The sequence below is a fragment of the Bradyrhizobium erythrophlei genome (assembly GCF_900142985.1).
Lineage (GTDB): Bacteria > Pseudomonadota > Alphaproteobacteria > Rhizobiales > Xanthobacteraceae > Bradyrhizobium > Bradyrhizobium erythrophlei_B.
The window spans coordinates 3,081,706-3,104,294 of the sequence record NZ_LT670849.1; the positions used below are offsets into that span (position 1 = coordinate 3,081,706).

At 62.2% G+C, this 22,589-nt stretch carries 19 protein-coding genes and 3 pseudogenes; 6 read left to right on the top strand and 16 right to left on the bottom strand.

Annotation, left to right across the window (positions count from 1 at the left end):
* Nucleotides 1-38 precede the first annotated feature (38 nt).
* Nucleotides 39-1,040 carry an adenosine kinase gene (locus BUA38_RS14355; RefSeq protein ID WP_072818607.1) on the top strand — a complete coding sequence of 334 codons (1,002 nt, stop codon included), beginning with the start codon at nt 39-41 and terminating at the stop codon, nt 1,038-1,040.
* A gap of 52 nt (nt 1,041-1,092) precedes the next feature.
* On the opposite strand, the pseudogene BUA38_RS14360 reads toward BUA38_RS14355, so the two are convergent.
* Nucleotides 1,093-2,282: pseudogene (locus BUA38_RS14360) on the bottom strand (serine hydrolase domain-containing protein).
* Nucleotides 2,283-2,583: 301 nt separating this feature from the next.
* Here BUA38_RS14360 and BUA38_RS14365 point away from each other — a divergent pair.
* Nucleotides 2,584-2,904, top strand: coding sequence for a hypothetical protein (locus tag BUA38_RS14365; protein WP_072818609.1), 321 nt, complete (start codon nt 2,584-2,586; stop codon nt 2,902-2,904).
* A gap of 142 nt (nt 2,905-3,046) precedes the next feature.
* The gene (locus BUA38_RS14370) at nt 3,047-4,543 is read left to right on the top strand and encodes an NAD-dependent succinate-semialdehyde dehydrogenase (protein ID WP_072818611.1); all 1,497 of its coding nucleotides are present in this window, start codon (nt 3,047-3,049) and stop codon (nt 4,541-4,543) included.
* Between the two features lie 38 nt (nt 4,544-4,581).
* On the opposite strand, the gene BUA38_RS14375 is transcribed toward BUA38_RS14370, so the two are convergent.
* The 8 genes from BUA38_RS14375 to BUA38_RS14410 all read right to left on the bottom strand — a co-directional run bounded on the left by BUA38_RS14375 (nt 4,582) and on the right by BUA38_RS14410 (nt 13,420).
* Complete coding sequence (locus BUA38_RS14375; RefSeq protein ID WP_072818613.1) at nt 4,582-5,157, bottom strand: hypothetical protein; 576 nt, start codon at nt 5,155-5,157, stop codon at nt 4,582-4,584.
* Between the two features lie 2 nt (nt 5,158-5,159).
* A complete protein-coding gene (locus BUA38_RS14380) occupies nt 5,160-6,734 on the bottom strand; it encodes a hypothetical protein (RefSeq protein ID WP_072818614.1) in 1,575 nt (524 codons plus the stop codon).
* 92 nt (nt 6,735-6,826) lie between these two features.
* Nucleotides 6,827-9,043: an SLC26A/SulP transporter family protein gene (locus BUA38_RS14385; RefSeq protein ID WP_072818616.1), complete on the bottom strand. Its 2,217-nt coding sequence runs from the start codon at nt 9,041-9,043 to the stop codon at nt 6,827-6,829.
* The gene (locus BUA38_RS14390) at nt 9,040-9,954 is read right to left on the bottom strand and encodes a phosphoribosylaminoimidazolesuccinocarboxamide synthase (RefSeq protein WP_072818618.1); all 915 of its coding nucleotides are present in this window, start codon (nt 9,952-9,954) and stop codon (nt 9,040-9,042) included. Before BUA38_RS14390 ends, BUA38_RS14385 begins: the two co-directional genes overlap by 4 nt.
* Nucleotides 9,955-9,984: 30 nt before the next feature.
* Entirely contained in the window at nt 9,985-10,902 is a 918-nt protein-coding gene (locus BUA38_RS14395; RefSeq protein WP_072818620.1) for a pirin family protein, read from the bottom strand.
* Between the two features lie 768 nt (nt 10,903-11,670).
* Nucleotides 11,671-12,387, bottom strand: a complete 717-nt coding sequence (locus BUA38_RS14400) for a methyltransferase family protein (RefSeq protein ID WP_083587578.1) — start codon at nt 12,385-12,387, stop codon at nt 11,671-11,673.
* 176 nt (nt 12,388-12,563) lie between these two features.
* Nucleotides 12,564-12,743 carry a hypothetical protein gene (locus tag BUA38_RS14405; protein ID WP_072818624.1) on the bottom strand — a complete coding sequence of 60 codons (180 nt, stop codon included), beginning with the start codon at nt 12,741-12,743 and terminating at the stop codon, nt 12,564-12,566.
* A 251-nt stretch (nt 12,744-12,994) separates the two neighbouring features.
* Entirely contained in the window at nt 12,995-13,420 is a 426-nt protein-coding gene (locus BUA38_RS14410) for a GFA family protein (RefSeq protein ID WP_072818626.1), read from the bottom strand.
* 293 nt (nt 13,421-13,713) lie between these two features.
* Here BUA38_RS14410 and BUA38_RS14420 point away from each other — a divergent pair, with 293 nt between their 5' ends.
* The 3 genes and pseudogenes from BUA38_RS14420 to BUA38_RS14430 all read left to right on the top strand — a co-directional run bounded on the left by BUA38_RS14420 (nt 13,714) and on the right by BUA38_RS14430 (nt 16,582).
* Nucleotides 13,714-14,733 (top strand): AraC family transcriptional regulator, encoded by a 1,020-nt coding sequence (locus tag BUA38_RS14420; RefSeq protein WP_072818630.1) that lies wholly within the window; start codon nt 13,714-13,716, stop codon nt 14,731-14,733.
* A gap of 115 nt (nt 14,734-14,848) precedes the next feature.
* A pseudogene (locus BUA38_RS14425) lies at nt 14,849-15,696 on the top strand (class I SAM-dependent methyltransferase).
* Nucleotides 15,697-15,727: 31 nt separating this feature from the next.
* Entirely contained in the window at nt 15,728-16,582 is an 855-nt protein-coding gene (locus BUA38_RS14430) for an alpha/beta fold hydrolase (RefSeq protein WP_072818632.1), read from the top strand.
* On the opposite strand, the gene BUA38_RS14435 is transcribed toward BUA38_RS14430, so the two are convergent.
* The 7 genes and pseudogenes from BUA38_RS14435 to BUA38_RS14465 all read right to left on the bottom strand — a co-directional run bounded on the left by BUA38_RS14435 (nt 16,579) and on the right by BUA38_RS14465 (nt 22,528).
* The gene (locus BUA38_RS14435) at nt 16,579-17,292 is read right to left on the bottom strand and encodes a winged helix-turn-helix domain-containing protein (protein ID WP_072818634.1); all 714 of its coding nucleotides are present in this window, start codon (nt 17,290-17,292) and stop codon (nt 16,579-16,581) included. The two genes, BUA38_RS14430 and BUA38_RS14435, sit on opposite strands and share 4 nt — an antisense overlap.
* A 213-nt stretch (nt 17,293-17,505) precedes the next feature.
* Nucleotides 17,506-18,570, bottom strand: a complete 1,065-nt coding sequence (locus BUA38_RS14440) for a ketopantoate reductase family protein (protein WP_072818635.1) — start codon at nt 18,568-18,570, stop codon at nt 17,506-17,508.
* A gap of 244 nt (nt 18,571-18,814) precedes the next feature.
* A complete protein-coding gene (locus BUA38_RS14445) occupies nt 18,815-19,492 on the bottom strand; it encodes a VIT1/CCC1 transporter family protein (protein ID WP_072818637.1) in 678 nt (225 codons plus the stop codon).
* A gap of 23 nt (nt 19,493-19,515) precedes the next feature.
* Nucleotides 19,516-20,509: pseudogene (locus BUA38_RS14450) on the bottom strand (TRAP transporter substrate-binding protein).
* Nucleotides 20,510-20,624: 115 nt separating this feature from the next.
* Complete coding sequence (locus tag BUA38_RS14455) at nt 20,625-21,122, bottom strand: hypothetical protein (protein WP_072818639.1); 498 nt, start codon at nt 21,120-21,122, stop codon at nt 20,625-20,627.
* Nucleotides 21,123-21,246: 124 nt separating this feature from the next.
* The gene (locus BUA38_RS14460; protein ID WP_072818641.1) at nt 21,247-21,492 is read right to left on the bottom strand and encodes a hypothetical protein; all 246 of its coding nucleotides are present in this window, start codon (nt 21,490-21,492) and stop codon (nt 21,247-21,249) included.
* A 169-nt stretch (nt 21,493-21,661) separates the two neighbouring features.
* Nucleotides 21,662-22,528, bottom strand: a complete 867-nt coding sequence (locus BUA38_RS14465; protein ID WP_072818643.1) for a dienelactone hydrolase family protein — start codon at nt 22,526-22,528, stop codon at nt 21,662-21,664.
* Nucleotides 22,529-22,589: the final 61 nt, after the last annotated feature.

Sequence of the window (22,589 nt, forward strand, 5' to 3'; positions counted from 1 at the left end):
CCCTTTAGCAGCCTTAGGCACCCCGTCAGGACAGATACATGACCGCAGCGAAATACGATGTGCTCGGAATCGGCAATGCCATTTTCGACGTCCTGGTGCAGACCGACGAGGGCTTTTTGAGCCGTCACGGCATGGCCAAGGGCAGCATGTCGCTGATCGATGAAGAACGCGCGGCTGCGATTTATCGGGACATGGGAGTCGCGACCGAGATGTCGGGTGGATCGGCGGCCAACACCATTGTTGGTATCGCAAGCCTCGGCGCCCGCGCCGCTTACGTCGGCAAGGTCAGGGATGACCAGATCGGCCGCTTGTACGCGCACGATATCCGTGCCGCCGGCGTCACCTTCGAGACCAAGCCGGCGGCGGACGGCCCCGCGACCGGTTGCTCCTATATTCTGGTGACGGGCGACGGCGAGCGAACCATGAACACCTATCTCGGTGCGGCGCAGGATTTGACGCCGGCCGATATCGATGCCGATCAGGTCGCGGCTTCTGCGATCCTCTATCTTGAAGGCTATCTGTGGGACCCGAAGAGCGCCAAGGAAGCCTTCGTGAAAGCGGCGGCGATCGCGCATCAGGCGGGCCGTCAGGTCGCGCTGACCCTGTCGGATTCTTTCTGTGTCGACCGCTACCGCGACGAGTTCCTTGAGCTGATGCGCACCGACACGGTCGATCTGGTCTTCGCCAACGAGGCCGAACTGCACGCGCTGTATCAGACGGCAGATTTCGACACCGCGCTGAAGCAGTTGCGCGGCGATGTGCGCCTCGCGGCGGTGACGCGAAGCGAGAAGGGATGCGTCGTCGCGTCAAAACAAGAGGTCAAGGCGGTACCGGCCTTCCCGATCGAGAAACTGGTCGATACCACCGGCGCCGGCGATCTGTTCGCGGCAGGCTTCCTGTTCGGCCTTTCGCGCGGCTTTGGCCACGAGAATGCCGGGCGGTTGGGCGCGCTCGCTGCCGCCGAAGTCATCCAGCACATTGGCGCGCGGCCGAAGGTGTCGCTAAAGGCGCTGGCGCAGCAAAACGGGTTACCAGTTTAACGCAGCATTTCTTCTCCCCACCTGTCAGTGGGGAGAAGAACAAATAATGGGGTCACGCCGCCTTTTGGCCCGCCGCGTCCAGTCCGTCATAGACGCCGTGTTCGAAGCCGGCAAAAGCTTCCAGACATTTCCCGTCCGCAAACGGAAACACCTGCATCAGGATCACGCCGGTGACGTCGCGCGCCGGATCGATCCAGTAGTAGGTATTGGCAAGGCCGGCCCAAGCGAGGCTGCCCGGGCTGCGGCCCTCGGGCGTCTTGGCGGTGTTGATCAGGAACGAAAGCCCCCATTTCTTGACCATGCCCGGATAGAGATCGACGTCGTTGGTGTAAGGCGGCATCGCCGAAACCAGCTTGGTCACCACGAGGTCGCCGATGTGGTTCTGGCTCATCGTGTCGATGGTTTCAGCCTTGAGCCCCTGATTGCCGTTGCCGCGGCCCTTGTTGAGGATCATCTGGGTGAACTTGATATAGTCGCCGGCGGTGCCATAGAGCCCGCCGCCGCCCATGTGAAATTCCGGATTCTGCTCGAGTTCGAACGGGAATGTTTCGAGCTTGCCACCCGCTCCGCGCGCGTGCGCCGCCACAAGCCGCTTGCGCATGGAGTCCGTGATCTTGAAAGCGGTGTCGTTCATGCCAAGCGGCGTGAAAAGATGATCGCGCAAGTAGGCATCGAGCTTCTTGCCGCTCACGGCCTCCACCGCCTTGCCGACAAAATCGATATTGGTGCCGTATTCCCAGCGCGTGCCGGGGTCTGAGGCGACCGGGGTTTTCAGCGCGTCGTTCTTGCAGGAGGTAATTGATGGGAGGCCTTTCTTCTGCAAATACGTTGCCATATCGCCGTTCCACAAATCGTAGCAGAAGCCGGCGGTGTGGGTCATGAGCTGGCGCAGCGTGATGGCGTTTTTCGCGGACCGCAGCTTCGGCTCGCCATTGGCATCAAACCTTCGAGTACCTGCGGCGCGGCGAGATCGGGCAATACCTTGCCGACCGGCGCATCAAGCGAAAGCTTGCCCTGCTCGACGAGCTGCATCGCAGCCGCCGCCGTGATCGCCTTGGTCATGGAGGCGATCCAGAACACGCTATCCGTCGTCATCGCGTCAGGCTTCGAGAGGTCGCGTTTGCCGAACGCGCCTTGATAAATGACGTCCCCGCCGCTTGCGGCGACCGCGACGACGCCGGGAATTTCCGCGGCATCGCTTTTGTGGCGCAATATCTGATCGATCTGAGCTTTGCTTTGCATGGGGTTCCTCCAGGTTATTTTTTTGGAAGCTTGCGATCTTCCTCCCCGGTGTTTTCCCCCGCAAGCGTGAATCCAGTTGGGGATAGTCAGTGGCCTATCGCCATCGCTGCCACAATTTTTGACGAATCTCGCCGCATCGTGGGCAGGTTCCGATTGATGGCGCCTGCTGCCCTGTGCCAGACTTCGCCATCTGCATTCCGGTGTTGCGTTTTAGTCAAAGCAGAAGCGCCGCCTAGATATTGCGTTCGGCGACCTGACGGATCAACTGATTGATTGGCGGATGGGCCCGAGGAGAGTTCCCATGATTTCGACCTGGAGCGAATGGAAGCGGTACCCGCGGGCCGGCCGTGGCGAAAACCTCGAAGCGCCGATCACGCCGGGTATCTACGAAGTTCGCTTCGCTGCGACCGGTGCGTTGCACTCGTTCGGCGCCGTCGACAACGTGGCCCAGGCGCTGGCGCTTTTGCCTTCGGCCTCCAAATCCTGGTTCAGCCGCCGCGCGGCGGCGGAAACCCCGGATCTCGAATATCGCACCTGCGCGACCTCGACAAAGGCCGACGCCAAGGCTGCCGCGGACCGCATGATCGGCCGGCGCGAAACCTATCTGAGCGGCGCGGCCTGATCGCCGCTCGGCACCAGGCGGCGCGATCCCGAATCCAGCTTGCAAATTTGTTTGATGCCGTCCGTTTCGGTGCGGGCGATGCATCATGGCTGGTTCCGGCCTATATAGGGCCCAATTACAGAAGAATTTCAGGAGCAACGCCATGACCCCGACCGCTGCCGCCCGCGCCTCGCAATCGTCTACCCCGAACCTGCGGGACCATCTGAAGGACCCGTCGCTGCTACGTGAGCAATGCTACATCGACGGCACCTGGGTCGGGCAGCCCGAGCTTGCTGTGAACAACCCCGCAACCGGCGCTGAAATCGCCAAGGTCGCCCAGCTCGGCGCTGCGGACGCGACCCGCGCGGTCGAGGCCGCCGAGCGGGCTTTCCCGGCCTGGGCAAAGCTCACCGCCAAGCAGCGCTCGAATATTTTGCGCAAATGGTTCGAACTGATCATCGCCAACCGTGAAGACCTCGCGCTGATCCTGACCTCCGAGCAGGGCAAGCCGCTCTCTGAAGCGCTCGGCGAGGTCGATATCGGCGGCGCCTATGTCGAGTTCTTTGCCGAAGAGGCGCGCCGCGTTTACGGCGAGACCATTCCGACCCAGCGCGGCGATGCGCGTCTTCTGGCGATCAAGCAGCCGATCGGCGTTTGCGGCGCGATCACGCCGTGGAATTTCCCGAACTCGATGATCACCCGCAAAGTATCGCCGGCGCTGGCTGCGGGTTGCACAGTGGTGCTCAAGCCCGCCAATGAAACGCCGCTTTCGGCCCTGGCGCTGGTGGCGCTCGCCGAGAAGGCGGGCGTGCCGAAGGGCGTATTCAACGTGATTACAGGCGATGCGCCCCCGATCGGGCTTGTGCTGTGTGAGCATCCGGCTGTGCGCTTTGTCGGTTTCACCGGTTCGACCGAGGTCGGCAAGATTCTCTACAAACAGGCCGCGGTCGGCGTGAAAAAGCTCGGGCTCGAACTTGGCGGCAACGCGCCGTTCGTCGTGTTCGACGACGCCGATATCGACGCGGCGGTCGAGGGCGCAATCGTCTCGAAGTACCGCAACATGGGCCAGACCTGCGTCTGCGCCAACCGTCTCTATGCCCAGGACAAGATCTACGATCAGTTCGTCGAGAAGCTGTCGAAGAAGGTCGCGGCAATGAAGATCGGCGACGGCACCGAGCAGGGCGTGGTGCAAGGGCCGCTGATCAATATGGAAGCGATCGACAAGGTCGAGCGGCATATCGCGGACGCCGTCAAGGGCGGCGCCAAGGTCGTGACCGGGGGCAAGCGCCATTCGCTTGGCCGCACCTTCTTCGAGCCGACCGTGCTTGCCGATGTGAAGCCGGACGCGCTGGTGTCGCGCGAGGAAACCTTCGGGCCGCTCGCGGCCGTCATCCGTTTCAAGGACGAAGCCGACGTGATCGCAATGTGCAACAAATCGCCGTTCGGCCTGGCGTCGTATTTCTACGCCCGCGACCTCGGCCGGGTCTGGCGGGTGGCGGAAGCGCTGGAGTCGGGCATGGTCGGCGTCAACTCCGGCCTGATCACGACCGAGGTCGCTCCCTTTGGCGGTGTCAAGGAATCCGGCCTTGGCCGCGAGGGCTCGCATCACGGCATGGATGAATATCTCGAGATCAAATACGTGATGATGGCGGGCGTCTGACGCTTCCATCATCGCATGATATCCGAGTCGCTTAGGCGCTAGAGTCCCAGCGTGACCTCGGCCCAGTGCACGACGGCCTCACTGTTGAGGAAAGCGATCACGCTGGGCTCCAGCGTCGTGGGACGGTCATGCGCGACGGTCGCGGTCGCGACGATCGCATCGCAGCGGTCGTTGAAGGCGATCGCCAGCACCGAGCCCGGCGCGTGGTAGGGCTCGGCGACGGCGTAGGCGCGGCTGCGGCCTTTCATCCAGGCGATCTTGATTTCGTGGCCCGTGCCCAGCACCGCGGGCTTGCCGCCCATCAGATTAAAGTCGCTCAAACGATCGAGCTCGGCGTCGTCGGAGACGCCGGTCAGGCAATTGCAAAAGCCGATCTTGGCGCGGATGTAGACGTTCACTTCAGCGCCGCAATCGGCCTTTTCGCATCGAAACGCCTTGCCCTCGCCCCACTCGTCGGTCGGAAATGGCCATCGCACTTCGGTAAATTTCGGATGGCTCGGCGGCGTCAGTGCCTGGCTCGTGACCAGCATCGGCCAGGCGAAAAACGCCGACAACCCCGCGAGCGCGCCGAGCGCAAGCCCCAGCACCGTCGCGATGAAGGCGTTTCGGCTCATTCTCAATTACTTGCCACGAAGGTTCGAGCCGTTGCGAGCACCGGCCGATCGGAGTTCGAGCCTGCGGTGAGCGCGAGCAGCTTTTCATAATTGGCTTTCGCCGTTGCCGTATCGCCGAGCGCCTGCGCGGCCTGTGCCGCTCCAGCGTAGCCGTTGAAGCGGTTCGGCTCCTTGGCCTTGGTGGCGTCAAATGCCGCCAGCGCTTCTTTCGCCATGCCGTGATCGAGCAGCATGAAGCCGTAGAGTTCGCGCGCCGGCACCAGCGGTCCGGGGGTGACCGGTGCTTTCTCGGTTTTGTCCTCTGCGTCGGCCGAGGCGGCCATCGCCTTCAGCGCCTCGTCCGGCTTGCCGTCGGCATAAAGGATCCAGGCGTTCGCCTCCTGGACCTGAACATCGACCTGTCCGGCCCAGTAATCGCTCTTCGAGGCGCGCAGCTGGTCGCGAAGTTCGACAAGCTTGGCTGCATCGATGCGCGCCGCGGCCGCGTCGCCGGAGCGCGCGGCACCGATCGCGCGGGCGAAATGAGAAATCGCCATCGCCTGCGGAAACTTGTTCGGCTTGACGTCGAGGTTGGCCGCGCCCTTCCAGTCGCCGCGCTCGAACACATAGCGGGCAGGTGCGGCCGCGCGCGAGAATGCGCTGGCAAAGGAATCCGGATCGGGCGTCATGGCTCCAATGGCGTCGATCACCTTGCGCGCGTCGTCATCGTCGGCGAGTTGCAGATAGGCGTAGACCATGTAGTCCTCGCCATGAAGCTGCTCGCCACCTTCGCGGCTGATCTTGGCCGCCTCGACCGAAGCCTTGTTGGCGGCAATGGATTCCTTCCAGTAGCCGACGCGGGTGAAGATATGCGACGGCATATGCTGGGCGTGCGCCGCATTCGGCGCGATCTTTGAATAGCGCAGCGCCGCCGGCAGGCCCTTGACAGCGATCGGCGGATAGTCATAGAGGTGGATCAGATAGTGGGCGACGCCCGGATGCTGCGGCTGGCGTTGCCAGATCGGCTCCAGAATGGCCGCGCCCTTGAGCTGGTTGGCGTAGGTCTTGTCGGCGGGCGAGGCCGCTACATTCAAAGTAATGGCGTAGAAAATCTGCGCTTCGTCGTCGTCCGGATATTTCCCGGCGAGCGCTTCCATCTTCTTCAGATAGGATTGCACCCGCGCCTGCTGCGGAATCTTGTCGTAATCGACATACATCACCGACAGCGCGTCGATGTAATCGCGTTCGCGCTCGCTTTTCGCATTGACCGCCTTGGCCTTCTCGATGGCGGCTAGCCCGAGCGGCAAATTAGGTGCCGGGATCGCGCCATGCGGGTTATTCAACAGCGACAGCGCAATGCCCCAATAGGCGATGGCGCATTCGCCGTCGGCCTTGATGGCCTCTTCGTAGATCTCCTTGGATTCGGCGTACCAGAACGAATGCTGATAGCGCATCGCGCGGTCGAACCGGCGCTGAGCGACGTCGTTGCAGGTTGTCGCGAAGTGAACCTTGCCGAACTTCTGGTCCACCTCGTCTTGCGCGGTAACAGGCGAGGAGCCCGCAACCGCCAGGATCGTAGCCAAGAGAATCTTGCGCATGCATGTTCCCCTTCAACCGAAGAACTGAAGCCGGATATGTGTGGCGATCATAGGCCGCCCGTGACGAGTTCTCAACGCGCTCCTTTGGCTCGCTAGCGCCGGAGTACGCCGATCAGGCGGTTGGCGAAAGTCAGCCGTTCGGCCATGACGAGGACGAAAAACGTCAGCAATTTCTGGCTCAGCACGGGGCTCTCGGTCTTGATCGCTTCGAACTGGCTGGCGCTGAGGACATAGAGCACGCTGGCGACCTCGGCCTGGATGGTGGCGTTACGCGGCGTGCGCGACACCAGTCCCATTTCCCCGATGGTCGTATAGCGGCCGAGGCTTCGCACCCGCGTCAGCTCGCCATCGCCGGTCGGGATCATGACGCCGACGCGGCCGTCGAGAATAAAGTGCATGGAGTCGGCCGCATCGCCCGCACGCACGATGACGTCGCCGGCGCCGACCTCCAGCCGTTCGCAGCGATGGATCAGCTCGGTCGCTTCCTCCTCGGAGCCGAGGATGCGAACGAACCAGTCCCGCAACGAGGCCTCTTCGTCGCCACGGCCTTCGTGCTGCGCTATGATTTCGTTTTCGCACCACTCCAGCGCGTGGTCGAGCTCGGGCATGATGCTGACGTCGCGCGAGATGAACTCGCTCGAGCGCAGCCCCTTTTCCGTCGCCGCCTGCAAATGAACCAGCACCAGACGGATGCCGCGTTCGGTCGCGGCGCGCTTGATCTGCGCGAAGCTGTAGGCCGCGGAGGAATCGACGCCGGTGACGAGCTTGAAGTCGAACACCAGAAACCGGCATTCCGGGTGTCGCGCGAGCAGCGCCTTGACGTGCTGATAGAGGCGGTTGGCCGAGCCGAAGAACAGGTAGCTTTGCAAGTTCAGTCCCTGGATCGAGCCGCCATGCGCGGCAAGAATGGAAAGCTGCTCGCGGGAGCGGTCGAGCGAACTGCGGTACTCGGAGCCGTCGAATGAAAACTTGATGGAATCGATGCGCGAGGCGCTGAGCGCGAACGTCGTGCAGCCGATGACGACGCCGATCAGGATGCCGGCGATGAAGCCCCACTCGACGATAATGACGACGATGACGAGCAGCGAGATATAGTCGGTCAAGGACAGCCGGCGTCGCGACTGGACGATCCACTTATGGAGCCCGTCGGCGCCGAGATAGATCAAAAGGCCGCCGAGCACGAACTTCGGCATATAGCCGAGCAGCGTCGGCGCAAAGATCAGCATCAGCAGCGAAATCGCAGCGACCGTGAGTCCGGCCAGCGGGCCGGTGCCGCCGGCGTTGAAGTTGAGGACGGTGCGGCTGATCGAGATGCAGCCGGTATAACCTCCGAGGAGGCCGGAGATCACGTTGGCAATGCCGGTGACGTTGAGCTCACGCTCGAGATTGGCTTCGCGATTGGTCGCAACCTCGACGCCGGTGGTGTTGAAGAGCGCCGACGAGGCCGTGACGAATATCACCGCAATCAGGTTGCCCGAAAGCTCGGCCAGGATCTTCCAGGGATAATGGAACAGGCCCTCGACGGTCCACGGCAGCATGATGGTCACGCTCGGTGGCGGCTCGAAGGTCCAGCCGGCGGCCTGCGCGTCCGCCGCCGACAGGCCGGAGAGCCAGAACACGACATGCGCCGCCACGATGCCGCCGATAAGGATGACCGGTAATCCAAACGTGGAGCGCGAGCGGTGCCATGTCATGTAGAGAACGACCGCCATGGCGCAGGCGGCCGCGAGCTTCTCGAAGGTGAGAGGATCGCTGAAGTGAGAGAGCGTCGCGAATTCCAGGGAGTGTCCGGTGATGACGCGGACCGCGCCGAGAAGAATGAGACAGCCGGTCGCCGCGAGAAAGCCGCCGACCACGGGATAGGGCACGTAACGGATCGCGCGGCCCATGCGCGTCATTCCGAAACAACACAGCACGACGCCGGTCAGGATCGTCGTGACGGCAAGCGTGATCAGGACGGCGGGAAGCACCGGCGCCGACGGATCAACCGCCAGCATGCGCTCCACCATGGAAGAGGCGAGAATGCCGGTCATCGCGGCGGTCGAGCTTTCGGGTCCCGAAATCGCAAACGGCAGCGAACTGCCGACCGCAATCACGCCGGCAAGGATGGCGGATGCAATGAAGGTCGCGGCAACGCCGTAGGACAGATAGGGCGAAAGCGATCCGCCAAAGATCAGAAGCGAATAGGACAGCCCGAAGGTGACGGTGAGAACGCTGGCCGCGCCGCCGCCGAGAATATCCTTGAGAACGACGCGCAGCGGCAGCCCGGTGCCCGCTTTCCGAAGCTCGTACTCCACCTGTCCGGTCATATCTTGAGGTCGCTGCCGGTAACGCGGCGGTAGGCTTCGAGGTAGCGCTTGCTGGTCGCGTCCACGACACTCGCGGGCAATGGCGGCGGCGGGGCTTCGCCGTTCCAGCGGCCGGCGCGGCGCTCGGCGTCGAGATAGTCGCGCAAGGGCTGCTTGTCGAAGCTCGGTTGCGGCTGGCCTCGTCGGTAGGCGTCGACCGCCCAGAACCGCGAGCTGTCCGGGGTCATGACCTCGTCGATCAGGATGATCGCCCCGTCGGCGCCGCGGCCGAACTCGAACTTGGTGTCGGCGATGATGATGCCGTGTTCGCGGCTGGTCTTTTCGCCGCGCGCGTAGATCGCGCGGGTCATGCTTTCGAGTGTTTGGGTCACGTCTGCGCCGACGATCTCGCGCATCCGGCTCACGGTGATGTTTTCGTCGTGGCCGGTTTCAGCCTTGGTGGCCGGGCTGAAGATCGAGGGCTCCAGCCTGTCGCTTTCCAGAAGTCCTGGGGCGAGCTTTTCGCCGGCGAGTGTGCCGTGCGTGGCATATTCCTTCCAGGCCGAGCCCGAGAGGTAGCCACGGATGACGCATTCGATGGGAAAGACTGTCGTGCGTCGGCACAGCATCGCGCGGCCGACCAGCGAGGCGCGATGATCTTTCAGGGCCGGCACCTCGCGGATAATCGTATCGGCATCGGCGCTGATCATGTGATGCGGTACGGTGCCTTCGAGCTGCTTGAACCACCAGGCGCTGATTTGCGTGAGCACCGCGCCTTTCATCGGAATGGTTTCCGCCATCACGATGTCGAAGGCCGAAATGCGATCGGTGGTCAGGAGCAGCACGCGATCGTCGCCGACCGCATAGATGTCGCGAACTTTGCCGCGCCCGATCCGTGGGAGAGGCAGGTCGCTCGCAAGCATGGTGGTCATGTTTTCTTACTTTCGAAGGCGGTAGCTGGTTCACTCCGGCAGCGGAATGAACTCGTGCTCGTTGGGAACGGGCGCAAAGCGGCCGGACTTCCAGTCCTGCTTGGCTTGCTCGATCCGCTCTTTACTGGAGGAGACGAAGTTCCACCAGATGTGACGCGGGCCTTCGAGGGCATCTCCACCGAGAAACATCATCCGCGTGGGCTTCAACGTCTTCACGGTGATGCGGTCGCCGGGGCGGAACACCAACAGGCGCGGGCCTTCGTAACGCTCGTTGGCGATTTCAACCTCACCGTCGACCAGATAGATGGCGCGCTCCTCGTGATCCGCATCGAGGGGCACGCTGGTGCCCTCTCGCGCCGTCACCTCGACATAGAACCAGGGCGAGACCATCGTGACCGGCGAGGTCGCGCCGAACGAGCTGCCCGCGATGATGCGTGCGGAGATGCCGCCATCGCTCACGACCGGCAGGTCGGTCGCCGCATAATGCTGGAAAGTCGGCGCGATCTCCTCCTTGCCGGCGGGCAGCGCGATCCAGCTTTGCAAGCCCAGCATCTGCTGGCCGCTCTTGCGCTGAATGTCGGGCGTGCGCTCGGAATGGGCGATGCCGCGGCCCGCCGTCATCAGGTTCATGGCACCGGGCTGAATTTCGATGGCGTTGCCCTCGCTGTCGCGGTGCATGATGCTGCCGTCGAACAGGTAGGTGACGGTGGCAAGCCCGATGTGCGGATGCGGGCGCACGTCCATGCCCTTGCCCGACACGAACTGCACCGGCCCAAAATGATCGAAGAAAATGAAAGGGCCGACCATCTGCCGTTTGCCGTGCGGTAGCGCGCGGCGCACCTCGAATCCGTCGCCGAGGTCGCGGGTGCGCGGCACAATGACGAGTTCCAGCGCGTCGCAGGACGTGGGATCGCCGAGCACGGGATCGCGAGAAGGCTGCCAGCTCATGGGGTCCTCCGTTTGTCGGTTGGCGACATCATAGCAGGAATCCCACGGTGCCGTTCAAGCACAGACATCTCGTCCTCGCGGCGCTGGCGCACCCGAGCCATGCATGATCCATTGGCCCTTTGTAAGTAAAGAGGGCGCGCGGGAATGCCGGGCGCCTGTTGCGCCCGTAGCCTCGCGTGCGAAATAATAAGCACACGAGTTAGTCACCACGGTCGCACCGGACAAACCCGGCATTCCCGCACGCGAATGGTTTTAACGGCTTGCTTCGTGCTCTCCCCGGTGATCGGGCTTTCTTGTCACCGTCATCGGCGGATGTTCTCGCCAATTTGATCTCGGCGTCGAGAGATCAGGACCACACGACTTCGCCGTCCGCCTTCGCACCGCTCGTCTTGACGGCGCAAAGGCGTCCACCGCATCCCGCGGCCCAACGTCCGTGACGATCGCGAAACGCCCCTCTTGCGGGCGCGGGACGGGCGGGCTTCTAGCGGTGATTTGCCCGACTGCGAAAGCGAAATCTTTTTGGCGGAAGATCTGGACAGAGCAGGCAAATCAGCCGCAGCGGCGCCGTGGCTCTTGGAACCTCGCGGATTTGCAGGGGTGATCGACTAGTGGTCCGATTCTAACATTTGCATCCCGGTCTGGCTGGCACTTTTGCAAATGTTAGAATCAAAGGACCTCTAGCAAATATAGGTTTCTAGTGGAGTTTTGGATTTGACATTCGCATTACACATTCCGGGCGACAGGGTAGCGAATGTCAAATCCACTCCACTAGTACACGCCCGGCAGCAAACGGGCCGTCTTTGCCATGTAGTCTTCGTATTCCGGAAAACTTTGGAATAGCACCCGCTCCTCGTATTTCCTGCGCTGGAACTGGAATGCCCATGCGAGACACAGCAATAACAGCGCCCATACCGACAGGTGCTGTAGCGCAATTCCAGCGATCGCGACCATCTCGCCAAGATAAAGCGGATGGCGGACGAGCGCATACGGTCCCCTGGTGACGAGCCGCCGCGCTTCCGGCACAAGACTGATCGAGCGCCCGAGAACAAGCATCGCGTAAATCGCGAAAACCGTGCCGCCGGTAAGCAGGAGGAGCGAGACCAGGTAAAGCGCCGGCGAAAGCTCTTGCGGCGGCAACAGCAGGAAACCGAGACTCGAAAAGGTGCCGGCCATGGCGGCAAAGCGTGGATAAATTCCCGGATTGCCCCGCTGCGGAACGTAACGCACGGCAAACATCACGATCAAAACCGCGAAGAAAACCAGCGTCATGATCTCCGAGACCGTGCGAAAAACCAGAGAGGCCGGGAGCACGGACGGATCGGTCCGGACAAACAAGACAACAAGCGCCGCCCGCTGGGAAAGCGGTGGCAGCATCTGCGCCACGCTGAAGATAAACCAGGCGATGACAGGAGCCGCAGTGAGCAGGTCGTAGAGCTTGGTCCGCCGAAACGCTTCCAGACGCTCCATCACCGTAGCGCTTGCCATTTTGCTCCCTCTGCATCAGCAGCACCGTCAGTAGACTGACGTTGAGCGGAGCGTCAATATTATGGCGAGCGATTTTATCCCCGTCTGAACGCCAGCTTCGGGTCATCAGCGGAAGTTTGCGATCGCTGTGGCCCTGGGGCTGCGCTGTCACCAGGAGCGGCGTTCTGGGTTGGCGATCAGCCGAAAGCCGGCGAAGCTTGTTGAACGCAACGGCGCGCCTTCTCGAGGTCAGCCTCCAGTTCCTCGACGATCATCTGAAGCAGGCAGCGCGCGAGAGGATCCGTTACCTCTCGTTCCAGATCGCGATAGCGTGCGAGCCGAACCTGTTCCTGTCTGACGTGGCTATGAATGGTCATGTCGGGCCCTCCCGCAGAATGACCCGCGGGACGGCCGAAGGTTCACTGAGAATTTTCAGACAGTTTGATATGGTTTCCATTTCTTAAATGAGGAACCGGCTTCGGCCGCTTCATGGCGAGCGACCAATTGATCGCTTGCGTGGTGCCGGAACTTCGCCTCGTCGATGCCGATCTGAGAAGTCGACCATCCCAACACGCATTGGACGAAAAGCCTCGCGCAGAAGAGGACAATTTGCCGATGCGTGACGGCGCTACTCGGGAACGACATCGCCGGAGCCTCCCATTTCCGCCGGAAAGTCTTTCAATTTCGGAAGCCCGTCTTTCATCGGCAGGACGGTCTGCGAATAGTTGACGTGCACACCGGGCGTGAACTTCAGGGTCGGAATGGTGGCAGCGTAGACATCCACCAGCCCAAGCTCCGGATGGTCGGTCATCAGATGTCCGCCGCATCGTTTGCAATATTGACGGTGGCTCGCCGGCGTCTTCATGAACTTGCCGAGATACTCCGCGCCCTTGGTGAGGCGGACGTTCTGCGGCTTCCACAGCGTGAAGGCGTTCACCGGCGCGGCCGACCAGGATCGGCAGGACGAGCAATGGCAGTAGCCCATGCCTTCCGGTTCGCCCTGCACCTGAAGCTCCACGGCCCCGCAGAAGCAATTGCCCTTGTGCGTGATCATTTCTTCAATCTCCGGTTTCTCACGTCGACGACGTGCTCATGCGCTTCTTTTGCCTGCCTTTCGTGTCGAACAGAATGATCGCGCGTTCGTATCTCTTGATCGAGCTTCCGGCCGTTTGATTCCCGGCTTTGCGATCGCTGATTGAACGCCACGGCGCCTTTTGCTCGGGCGTCCGGATTGCTTGATCGGGCGTCCCGATTCGCACCGTGCCTTGGCGGCCGATCGAACCGATCGCCGCGCCTTGCGACGAAATGGCATACGCGAATGAGATCGAGGGCCGGTAAAATCAGGTTATGGCGGAAGATGCCCTGTCAGATGTGTTGAAGACCGTGCGGCTCACCGGCGCCACCTACTTCGACGTGGTCGCGCAAGAGCCCTGGTCGGTCCATTCGCCGGCAAAGGATTTGATCCTGCCCAGGGTGCTGCCAGGCGCCGATCATCTCATCGCCTATCACGTCGTGACCGCCGGCCGGTGCTACGCGAGCCTGGTCGGCGGCGAGACGATTCCGCTCGAAGCCGGCGAGGTCGTGGTCTTCACCAACGCCGACCCGCACATCATGTCGAGCAACGCCGGCATGCGGGCCGAGCCGCCGACTGCCGATTTCTTCGACCTGGCCGATGCGGGCCGCCTTCCATTCCACGTCAACCTCGCAAATGGGGGCGAGGCTTCCGCCAAGATCGTCTGCGGCTATCTCGCCTGCGACTCGCGCCCGTTCAATCCGTTGATCGGCGCGCTGCCGCCGATGTTGAAGGCCGGTGACCCGCGCCGCAACGACACCGGCTGGCTCGGCCAGTTCATCCATTTTGCGGTCGCCGAAGTCGCCGACAAGCGCGCCGGCAGTGAAAGCGTGCTGACGAAGCTCAGCGAATTGATGTTCATCGACGTGGTGCGGCGTTACATCGAAACCTTGCCGCCGCAGAAGACCGGCTGGCTCGCCGGCTTGCGCGATCCGACGGTAAGCAAGTCGCTGGCGCTGATTCACGCGCGGCCGTCCTTCAGCTGGACCATCGAGGGCCTTGCCCGGCAATGCGGGTCGTCGCGCAGCGTGTTCGCGGAGCGATTTGTGCAATTGCTCGGCGTGCCGCCGATGCAGTATCTCGCGCAATGGCGAATGCAGGTCGCTTCAGAAATGCTGGATCGCCGCAATATGAACATGGCGGCCATCGCGTCCGAGATCGGTTATGAGTCGGAAGCCGCGTTCAGCCGCTCCTTCAAGCGGATGATGGGCGTGCCGCCGTCAGCCTGGCGTCAGGGAATACGACCGGCCGGGCCGCACAATCAGGATGCTCGGGCAAGAAGTCCAGCCTCCTGATCATTCAGCGCCGGCGGCCGCCGTCCTAACAATCGCATCAACGTGCAAGTGACGTGCGCTCCGATGCGGGCCCCGCGCCACATGTCGCAACGCTTAAATCTTGGAGAGGATCATCATGACCGCCATCGTTGAACGTGCCCTGTCCGCGAACGAAACGCCTGCACCGGATCTGAAGGCCCTGAAGGCCAAACAGCATGCGGCGTGGTCGTCGGGCGACTATGCCGTTATCGGCACGACCTTGCAGATTGTCGGCGAGAGTCTCGTCGAAAGCATGGATTTGCGCGCCGGCCAGTCCGTGCTCGACGTTGCTGCCGGCAACGGCAATGTGACGCTGGCGGCCGCGCGGCGCTGGTGCGAGGTGACCTGCACGGATTACGTCGAAGCGCTGCTGGCGAGCGCGCGCCGGCGCGCCGAAGCCGACGGCCTTCATGTCCAGTTCGAGGTCGCAGATGCGGAGAACCTGCCGTTTGCGGATGCGTCGTTCGTGCCGTGGTTTCAACCTTCGGCGTCATGTTCTGCGCCGATCAGGATCGCGCCGCCGCCGAACTCCTGCGCGTGGCGAGACCGGGCGGACGGATCGGACTTGCGAACTGGACGCCCGAAGGTTTCATCGGCCAGCTGTTCAAGACCATCGGCAAGCATCTGCCGCCGCCCGCCGGCGTCAGGTCTCCGGCGATCTGGGGCACGCGGGATTGGGTGAATTCGGCGTTCGGCGCCAAGGCGTCTTCGGTCGTGGCGGTGTCGCGCCAGTTCTCTTTCCGCTATCGTTCGCCGCGGCACTTCCTTGGCCTGTTCCGCGAATATTACGGACCGGTGCTCAAGGCGTTCGAAGCGCTCGATGCGGCCGGCCGCGAGGCGCTGGCGCAGGATGTGATCGATCTGATCGGCCGCTTCAACCGATCGGATGACGAAACGATGGTTGTTCCCAGCGAATATCTCGAGGTCGTCGTGACGCGGCGGTGAATGCCGCCACGGATATCAGGAGCCGACCAGCATGCTTGACGACCCCCAGGGCGCCATCGACTACGAGGAGAGCGGAAACGGCGCGACGATCGTGTTCGTGCCGGGCTCGTGCAGCACGGCTGCGGCGTGGCGGCCCATCGTCGCCGCGCTGGCCGGCCGCTTTCGATGCGTGACCACAAGCCTGCCCGGCTATGGCGGAACGGCGGAGCGGCGCACCCCGATCGATCCTCCGATGACGCGCGAAGTCGAAGTTGTGGAAGCCGTCGTGCGCCGCGCCACGGGAGCGCGTCACACTCCCGTGCATCTCGTCGGTCACTCCTTCGGCGGGCAGGTCGCGCTTGCCGTGGCCTTGCGGCGGCAGGTGCCCGTCGCGAGCCTCGTGATCGCGGAAGCAACGACGCTGGATCTGCTCCGCGCCGCTGGCGAGATCGACCACTACCAGGCCTTCCGCGACGTGACGGACCGCTACTTCGCGGCGTTTCAGCAGGGCCGGCCCGAGGCCATCGCCGCCCTGATCGACTTTTACAGCGGTCCGGGCACATTCGAATCGTGGCCGGCGCGGGCCCGCGACTTCATGGTGGCGAACGCGCCGACCAACATCCTGGACTGGGCGAGCGCTTACGGATTCCTGTTGCCGCTGCCTGCGCTCCAGACGATCGATGTCTCGACATGCGTTGTGTGCGGCAGCGTCAGCCATCCCGCTCTGAGGCGCGCCAGCGAGCTCCTCAGTATTCACCTGCCTGACGCCTCGTTTGTCACCATCGCGGACGCGGCGCATTTCATGATCAGCACGCATCGGAAGAAATGGCCGGCATCATCGCTCGCCACTGCGGTTCGTCGACAGGTCGTCGCTTGCCGCGTTTCGCTGCACTGGGTACTTGATTAGCCGCCCTTGCGCAGCATGAAGCCGACGCCCCTGATATTCGCAATCCGCGACGGCCTGTCCTTGTCGTCGATCTTCTTGCGCAGGTTGGTGATATGCGCATCGACGACGTTGTTTTCGACCGGCGAATTTTGTCGCCATATGTCGTTCAGCAACATCGTGCGAGTGATCACCTGATCGGGACGCCGCAGGAAGTATTCCAGCAAAGTCAGCTCGCGCGGGAAGAGATTGAGCTGCCGGCCTCTGCGAAAAGCTTTTTGCTCGATCAGATCGATCTCAAGATCTTCGAAAACGAGCCTGGTGACTGGAACGTCGGCGAGACGGCGAAGCAACGCCTCGACCCGTGCCCCGAGTTCGGCCAATTCAAACGGCTTCGCCAGATAGTCGTCTGCGCCCGCCTTCAATCCGCGCGCGATCTCGTCGACCGATGACAAGGCCGAGACGACGAGGACCGGAATCCTGATTCCGTGCCGGCGCCAGCTCTCCAGCGTTGGCAGCGCATCCGAGCCGAACAGGAGCCGGTCGAGGATCAGCAGGGACCAGGTGCCCGTTCGGAGTTGCTCCGTCGAAGGCAGGCTTGCGACCGTGCTGACGAGATAGCCGTTTCTCGCAAGTTCACCCTCGATTTCCGCCGCCATTTCCGAGGTGTCCTCAACGAGCAATATGGTCCGACCCCTAACCGGCAACTCCGCCATCAAGGTGCCAACCTCCATCCTCGACGCAAAAGCGATCACGCAAACGCACGAACGCGCTCACGAAAACATGACGGCGCAGCCGAAAAATTGATACTTAAACTTCTTTTAGACGTCGGCCCGTGGGCAATCGACGCGCGCGAAAGCGGTTTTCATGCGCGCGATTGAAGCGGAATCGCGGCATTCGCTTTACGAATTCCGGGCGACAGGGCAGCGAATGTCAAATCCACTCCACTAAAGTCCGCCGGATCCGCCTTCGACGATCTTGTCGCTGAGTTTTTGATCCACGGTCTGGACCGTTCGGTCGATCTCGGCATTCGGCGCGCCGAGTTGATGCGAGATGAGCTTGACGAGCAGATCGACCCGCTCGATGAAGGGTGCGCCGGCGGCCACCGCGCGTGCCGCCGACGAAGGCCTGAGCAGGCTCTCGGCCGCCTTGGCATATTTCTCGAACGGAACCTGATCCTTCGCGTCCGCCCCAAGACGGCGGGCGACCGCATCGACATGCTCGTAGATCGACTGCGAGAGCTTGAGGTCGCCGTGCACGGCGTCCTTGATCGACCGAGGTTCTTGCGGCGTGATGCAGCGGTAATTCCCCGTCAGCAGCATTGACCATTTCGCCAGCGGCACGAACGGCGAATCGAACACCTTGAGTTTCACCGGAACGTCCTGGCCGTCGAGCTTGACCGCGTCGATGTCGGCTTCGAGTTCGCGCAGCACCTTGTTGTGCGCCTCGTCGGCGAATGCCGCGGCCTTGAAATTGGTGGCAAGACCCACGTGCAGAACATTCGCCGCTTCTTCCGGTGGACGAAACGCCTGCGGATCAGGCGAGCAGAGCGACACCAGTCCGGGCTCGAACCGCTCCCAGACCTGGGCGTTGGTGTAGGCTTCCTCGAGGTCCATGTCGGCGAGCGCCGGGATCCGCTTGAGATACGGCAGCGGCGGCATGTTCATGATCGACAGGCAAGGCAGCTTCGCCGCGGCGATCTTGACCATCAGGACGCGGATCGTGTGGTTGGTGTATTGCGGCTCCTGCATCGCAAGGCCGACCAGATCGTAACGCGAAATATCCACGTCCTGCGGCGCTACCGCGTCGAGCTTCCCCGGCAGATCGCGCGAGAAGATCGACCGGTGCGATGGTTCATCACGCAGCTTGATGCGGACTTCGGTGCCTTCGCGATTGATGAGGTCGGCGGTTTTCCTGCGGCAAACCAGCGTTACGTTGTGGCCGGCCATGAGCAGCTTGGTCCCCAGCAGGGATCCATAGGACGCTCCCAAGATCAGAATATTGCGGGCCATGTCGTTTCCTCTCGCGAATGGTTGTGACGTTTTCGGTCAACGTTGCAGACGACGTTTTTACACATCGTGGCTGCCAAACAACCTTCGTCAAGCGATGGGAAAATGGCATTTTGTCAATCTATGACTCGCAAAGTCAGACAACTTTACAAACTCGATGTGAAGTCTGAATTGGGTCATTCCGGAAGCCGATCATCCAACCGCCCGATCCGATCTGTCTCGGCCATCGAGCCCTCGCGGTGACGGGTCAGGCGAGCGAATGATCGATCAGCACGCCGATGGCGACGCCTGCAATCGCGGCTCCGACGCCCAAGGCAACGGTCTCGGTCACGGTGCGAATGACGTTGCGTCTCCCCAATTGCGCCCGTCCGATACCGAGCCCGACAAGCAGGGCGACGGTGACGATCCCGGAAACGATCCGCGCCCGATCGATCGGCAGGAACACGAAGGGCAGGATCGGGACCGCTGCCGCAAAGAAATCCGCAAACAACATCCATAGCGCCTGTTCGACAGGATTGAGTCGTTCCTTTGCCGCGCCGTTCAGGGCAAGCAGCAATCCGTCGGCAGCACTTCGATCGTTCTGCACGGCGGCCGAGAGTGCGTCGGATTGCTGCGGCGTCAGGCCGGCGTCGAGAAGGCGGCTTGAAAGAGATGCGCCGGAGCTATCTGAAGCCTGCCGGTTTGCATCGCTCTTGTCTTGCGTTGTCTCCGCGTCAAGGTAGGCGCCTGCCATCATGGACACGGCCGCCGCCGCAGCGCCCGAAGCCCCTGCGATCAGAACTGTTTTTGTGCTGCTGGTTGTGGCCGCAACACCGAAGATCAAGCCGAAGATGGAAACAGTCCCGTCTTCCATGCCGAAAACAATGGTGCCGGCTGCGTTGGCGACCGAGTCGCGCAGGCGCTGCAAGATCGATCCGGTTTTCATTTCTTTCGCCCCTGTCGCGCTTATCAGCCCAATTTGCCGACGGCTTTTTCCAGCAGGCCCCACGCCTCCTCGCCGTGCTTTGCTTTCCATTCCGCGTAGAAGCCGCTTTTCCTCAAGACTTCGCGGAATGGCGCCGGATCCGCGTCATTGAAGGTGATGCCCTTCTGCTTCAACGAGGCGACGAGGTCGTCGTTGAGTTTCGTCACGGCATCACGTTGTCTCACGGCGCCGTCGTTGAAGCCCGCAGCGACCCTGACCTTGATGTCGTCGGGCACGCCGCGCCAGATGCGGTTGCTGGTCACGATCCACGAGCCGTCCCAGACATGGTTGGTCCGCGAACAGAACTTCTGCACCTCGTAAAACTTCGACGTCTCGGCGACGACCAGCGGATTCTCCTGCCCGTCGACCACGCCCGTTTGCAGCGCCGTGTAGACGTCGGAAAGATTGATGCTGGTTGGAGCTGCGCCAAGCGCCTTGAACAGCGACACGTAGACCTGGCTGACCGGAACGCGAATCTTAAAGCCCTCGAGATCGGACGGATCCTTGATCGGTTTCCTGCTGGTCGTGATCTGGCGAAAGCCGTTGTTCCAGATTTTGTCAAATGCATAAAGCTCGGCCTTCTCGAAACCCTTGCGGATCAGCGCGCCGAGTTTGCCGTCCATCGCCGGCCACACCGCATCGGAATTCCTGAAAGCGAAGCCCGTTCCGTTGATGGCCGCGACCGGCACCAGCGTCGCGAAGATCAGCCCGCCGGTGGAAAAGAAATCGATCGCGCCCGATCGCACCTGGGACAGGAGATCGCTGTCGCCGCCGAGCTGGCTGTTCGGAAACACGCCGATATCGACCTTGCCGCCCGTGTCCTGCCTGATCTTTGCTGCGGCCTCCACCGCGAACGTATGCACGGGATGGGTGGCCGAATTTCCAGGAATAGTCGGCGGCCACCGCGCGCGAGACATAAGGCATCGAAAGGCCAGCGCCGCCCAGGCCCACAAGCATCGCCCTGCGAGATATGATCACGATTTCCTCCCTTTGCTCCCGCTCGCGGGCATGCCGCGGCGAAAGTCTCTTGGAAGGACATACCTAACGCAGTTTAACGGTGATGGCTAACGGGATGGAAGCTTGATGCCGCGGCTCAATTTTGCAGGAGCGCCTGCAAGGCGCCTCTGACTTCCCTTGAATCATTGAGCGCCTTGCAGCTCTTGAGAAGCGGCGCGATTTCCTTGGTCCCTTCCGCCTTGACGGTACGCAACATCATCGCCACGGACTGGCGGGCCGCCGTTTCAAGCTCCAGCCGCTTTTCCTGTTGCAGCGGCTTGGCGAGCTGAAATTCGATTTCCGCCGTGGCCTGCTGGGCTGTGACGTAATTCTTCCTGGTTTCGGTATTCGACGTCATGGTCGAAAGACCGCCATACATCAGCGAGCACTCGGAAAAGCGGCGCACGGCCTTCTCGCGCATTTCGACGCCTTCCTTGCTTTCCTCGATCGTGGCATTGATCGCATTGGTGACGTCGAGCACGGTCCACAGGCTGTCTCCGGCAACGGATTGCGCATGGGCAAGGCGCGGCAGGACCGGCGTGGTCAATAACACGCCAAAGACCATGAGCAGAATTGCGCTCCGACTGCCGGACATTACTGGTTCTCCATCTCGATTTGGCGTTGCCAAAAACGGGCGGAGTAAACCGCGACATCGGCCCGGAATCAACCGGGCCGACGTCGTACCTTTGTTATAAACTTCCAAATCACCGCGCGAAAAATCAGCTCGGGGGATTGAAATTCGGATCGTGGTCGCCGATCCGCGAGGGGTCGTAGCTACGATCGAAGTACGAGCCGGTGTTCGGCGCGCGCGGGTTCACGATCGCCGGTTCCGTCGCCTGGTTGTACGTGCCGCGGTAGTGCCGCAACGCGTGGACGGTCTTGTGCGGGGCGGCTTCGTCCTGGGCGAAGACCGGGCTCGCCAGTACGGCGGTCAAGATTGCGACAGTGCTGAGAGTTTTGATCATGATTAAGGGCTTTCCATCTAACGTGGGGAGCCCTCCCGAGGATGTTTCCGGACATCTCCTAACATCGCGCCCGGTCGCCTGGCGAAACACGTTATGAGCGATGGATTCAAACGGGCGTGAGTCACTCTCACGCGTCACGCCACCATTCGTGATCCGTGAACTTTTCATGTTATGGCTTGCCGGGGCCGTCAATCACCGCCGCCGCGCGCGCCATCGCATCTTCCTTGGCGGCCTGATTGCCCGGCACGGATTGGCGTCTCTCACCGGGATCGTCGAAATCGTGCGTCGCGCCTGGATAGAGCGTCACGGCGATGCTGGTGCCGGTGCCGACCGAGCGTTCCGCCACGTGCTGGCAGATCGAGGGCGAGACTTCCTCGTCGTCGGCTCCGAGAAACATCGAAAGCGGCGCCGTGGTTGCGACCGTGTTCTCGAGCAGCGCTTCGCGGCCGCAGCCCGGGTAGAAGACCAGCGCGGCGCGGAAACCGTCGTTTGTCTTCTGGCGAATCATGACGTTCAGCGCGGTCGACCCACCGTTCGACCAGCCCTGAAGAAAGACTCGGCTGGCCGCGACATCGGCGCGGCCGCGCAGGTAGGCAAGCGCGCCTTCCGCATCGAGCGGCCGCACGCTCTTCTCGTTGACGTCGTCGCGGTCTGAATCGCCATGCGTGAAGCGGCCGAAGCCATGCGCCTTGCCGCGTGGGCCGAAGCTGTCCGGCAACAGCGCGGTCACGCCGCGCGCGGCCCAGAACTCGCCCCACATTATGTGCCGCTTCGACAGGGTCGCGGCATTGCATGGCGAACTGAGCCCGCGCGAGACGGTCGTGCAATCCTTGTTGAAATTGGCCGAGTAAGGCCCGGCGCGCCCGTGCAGCAACACGATCGCAGGACTCGGGCCGGAGGCCTTCGGTTTGAAGAGATAGCCGACCAGCTCGGTCTGGCCATCGGCGCTCTTGAAATAGACCGTCTCGGGCTCGGCCCGCACGGGTGCGGCGGCGAGCAGCAGGAGCGGCAGAGCCGTCGCAAGGCGGAAAATCATTCGGGATCCGGCAAATGGGCTTAACGATTGTTTGTCGCGCAATGATTTCGAGCCGTTCAAA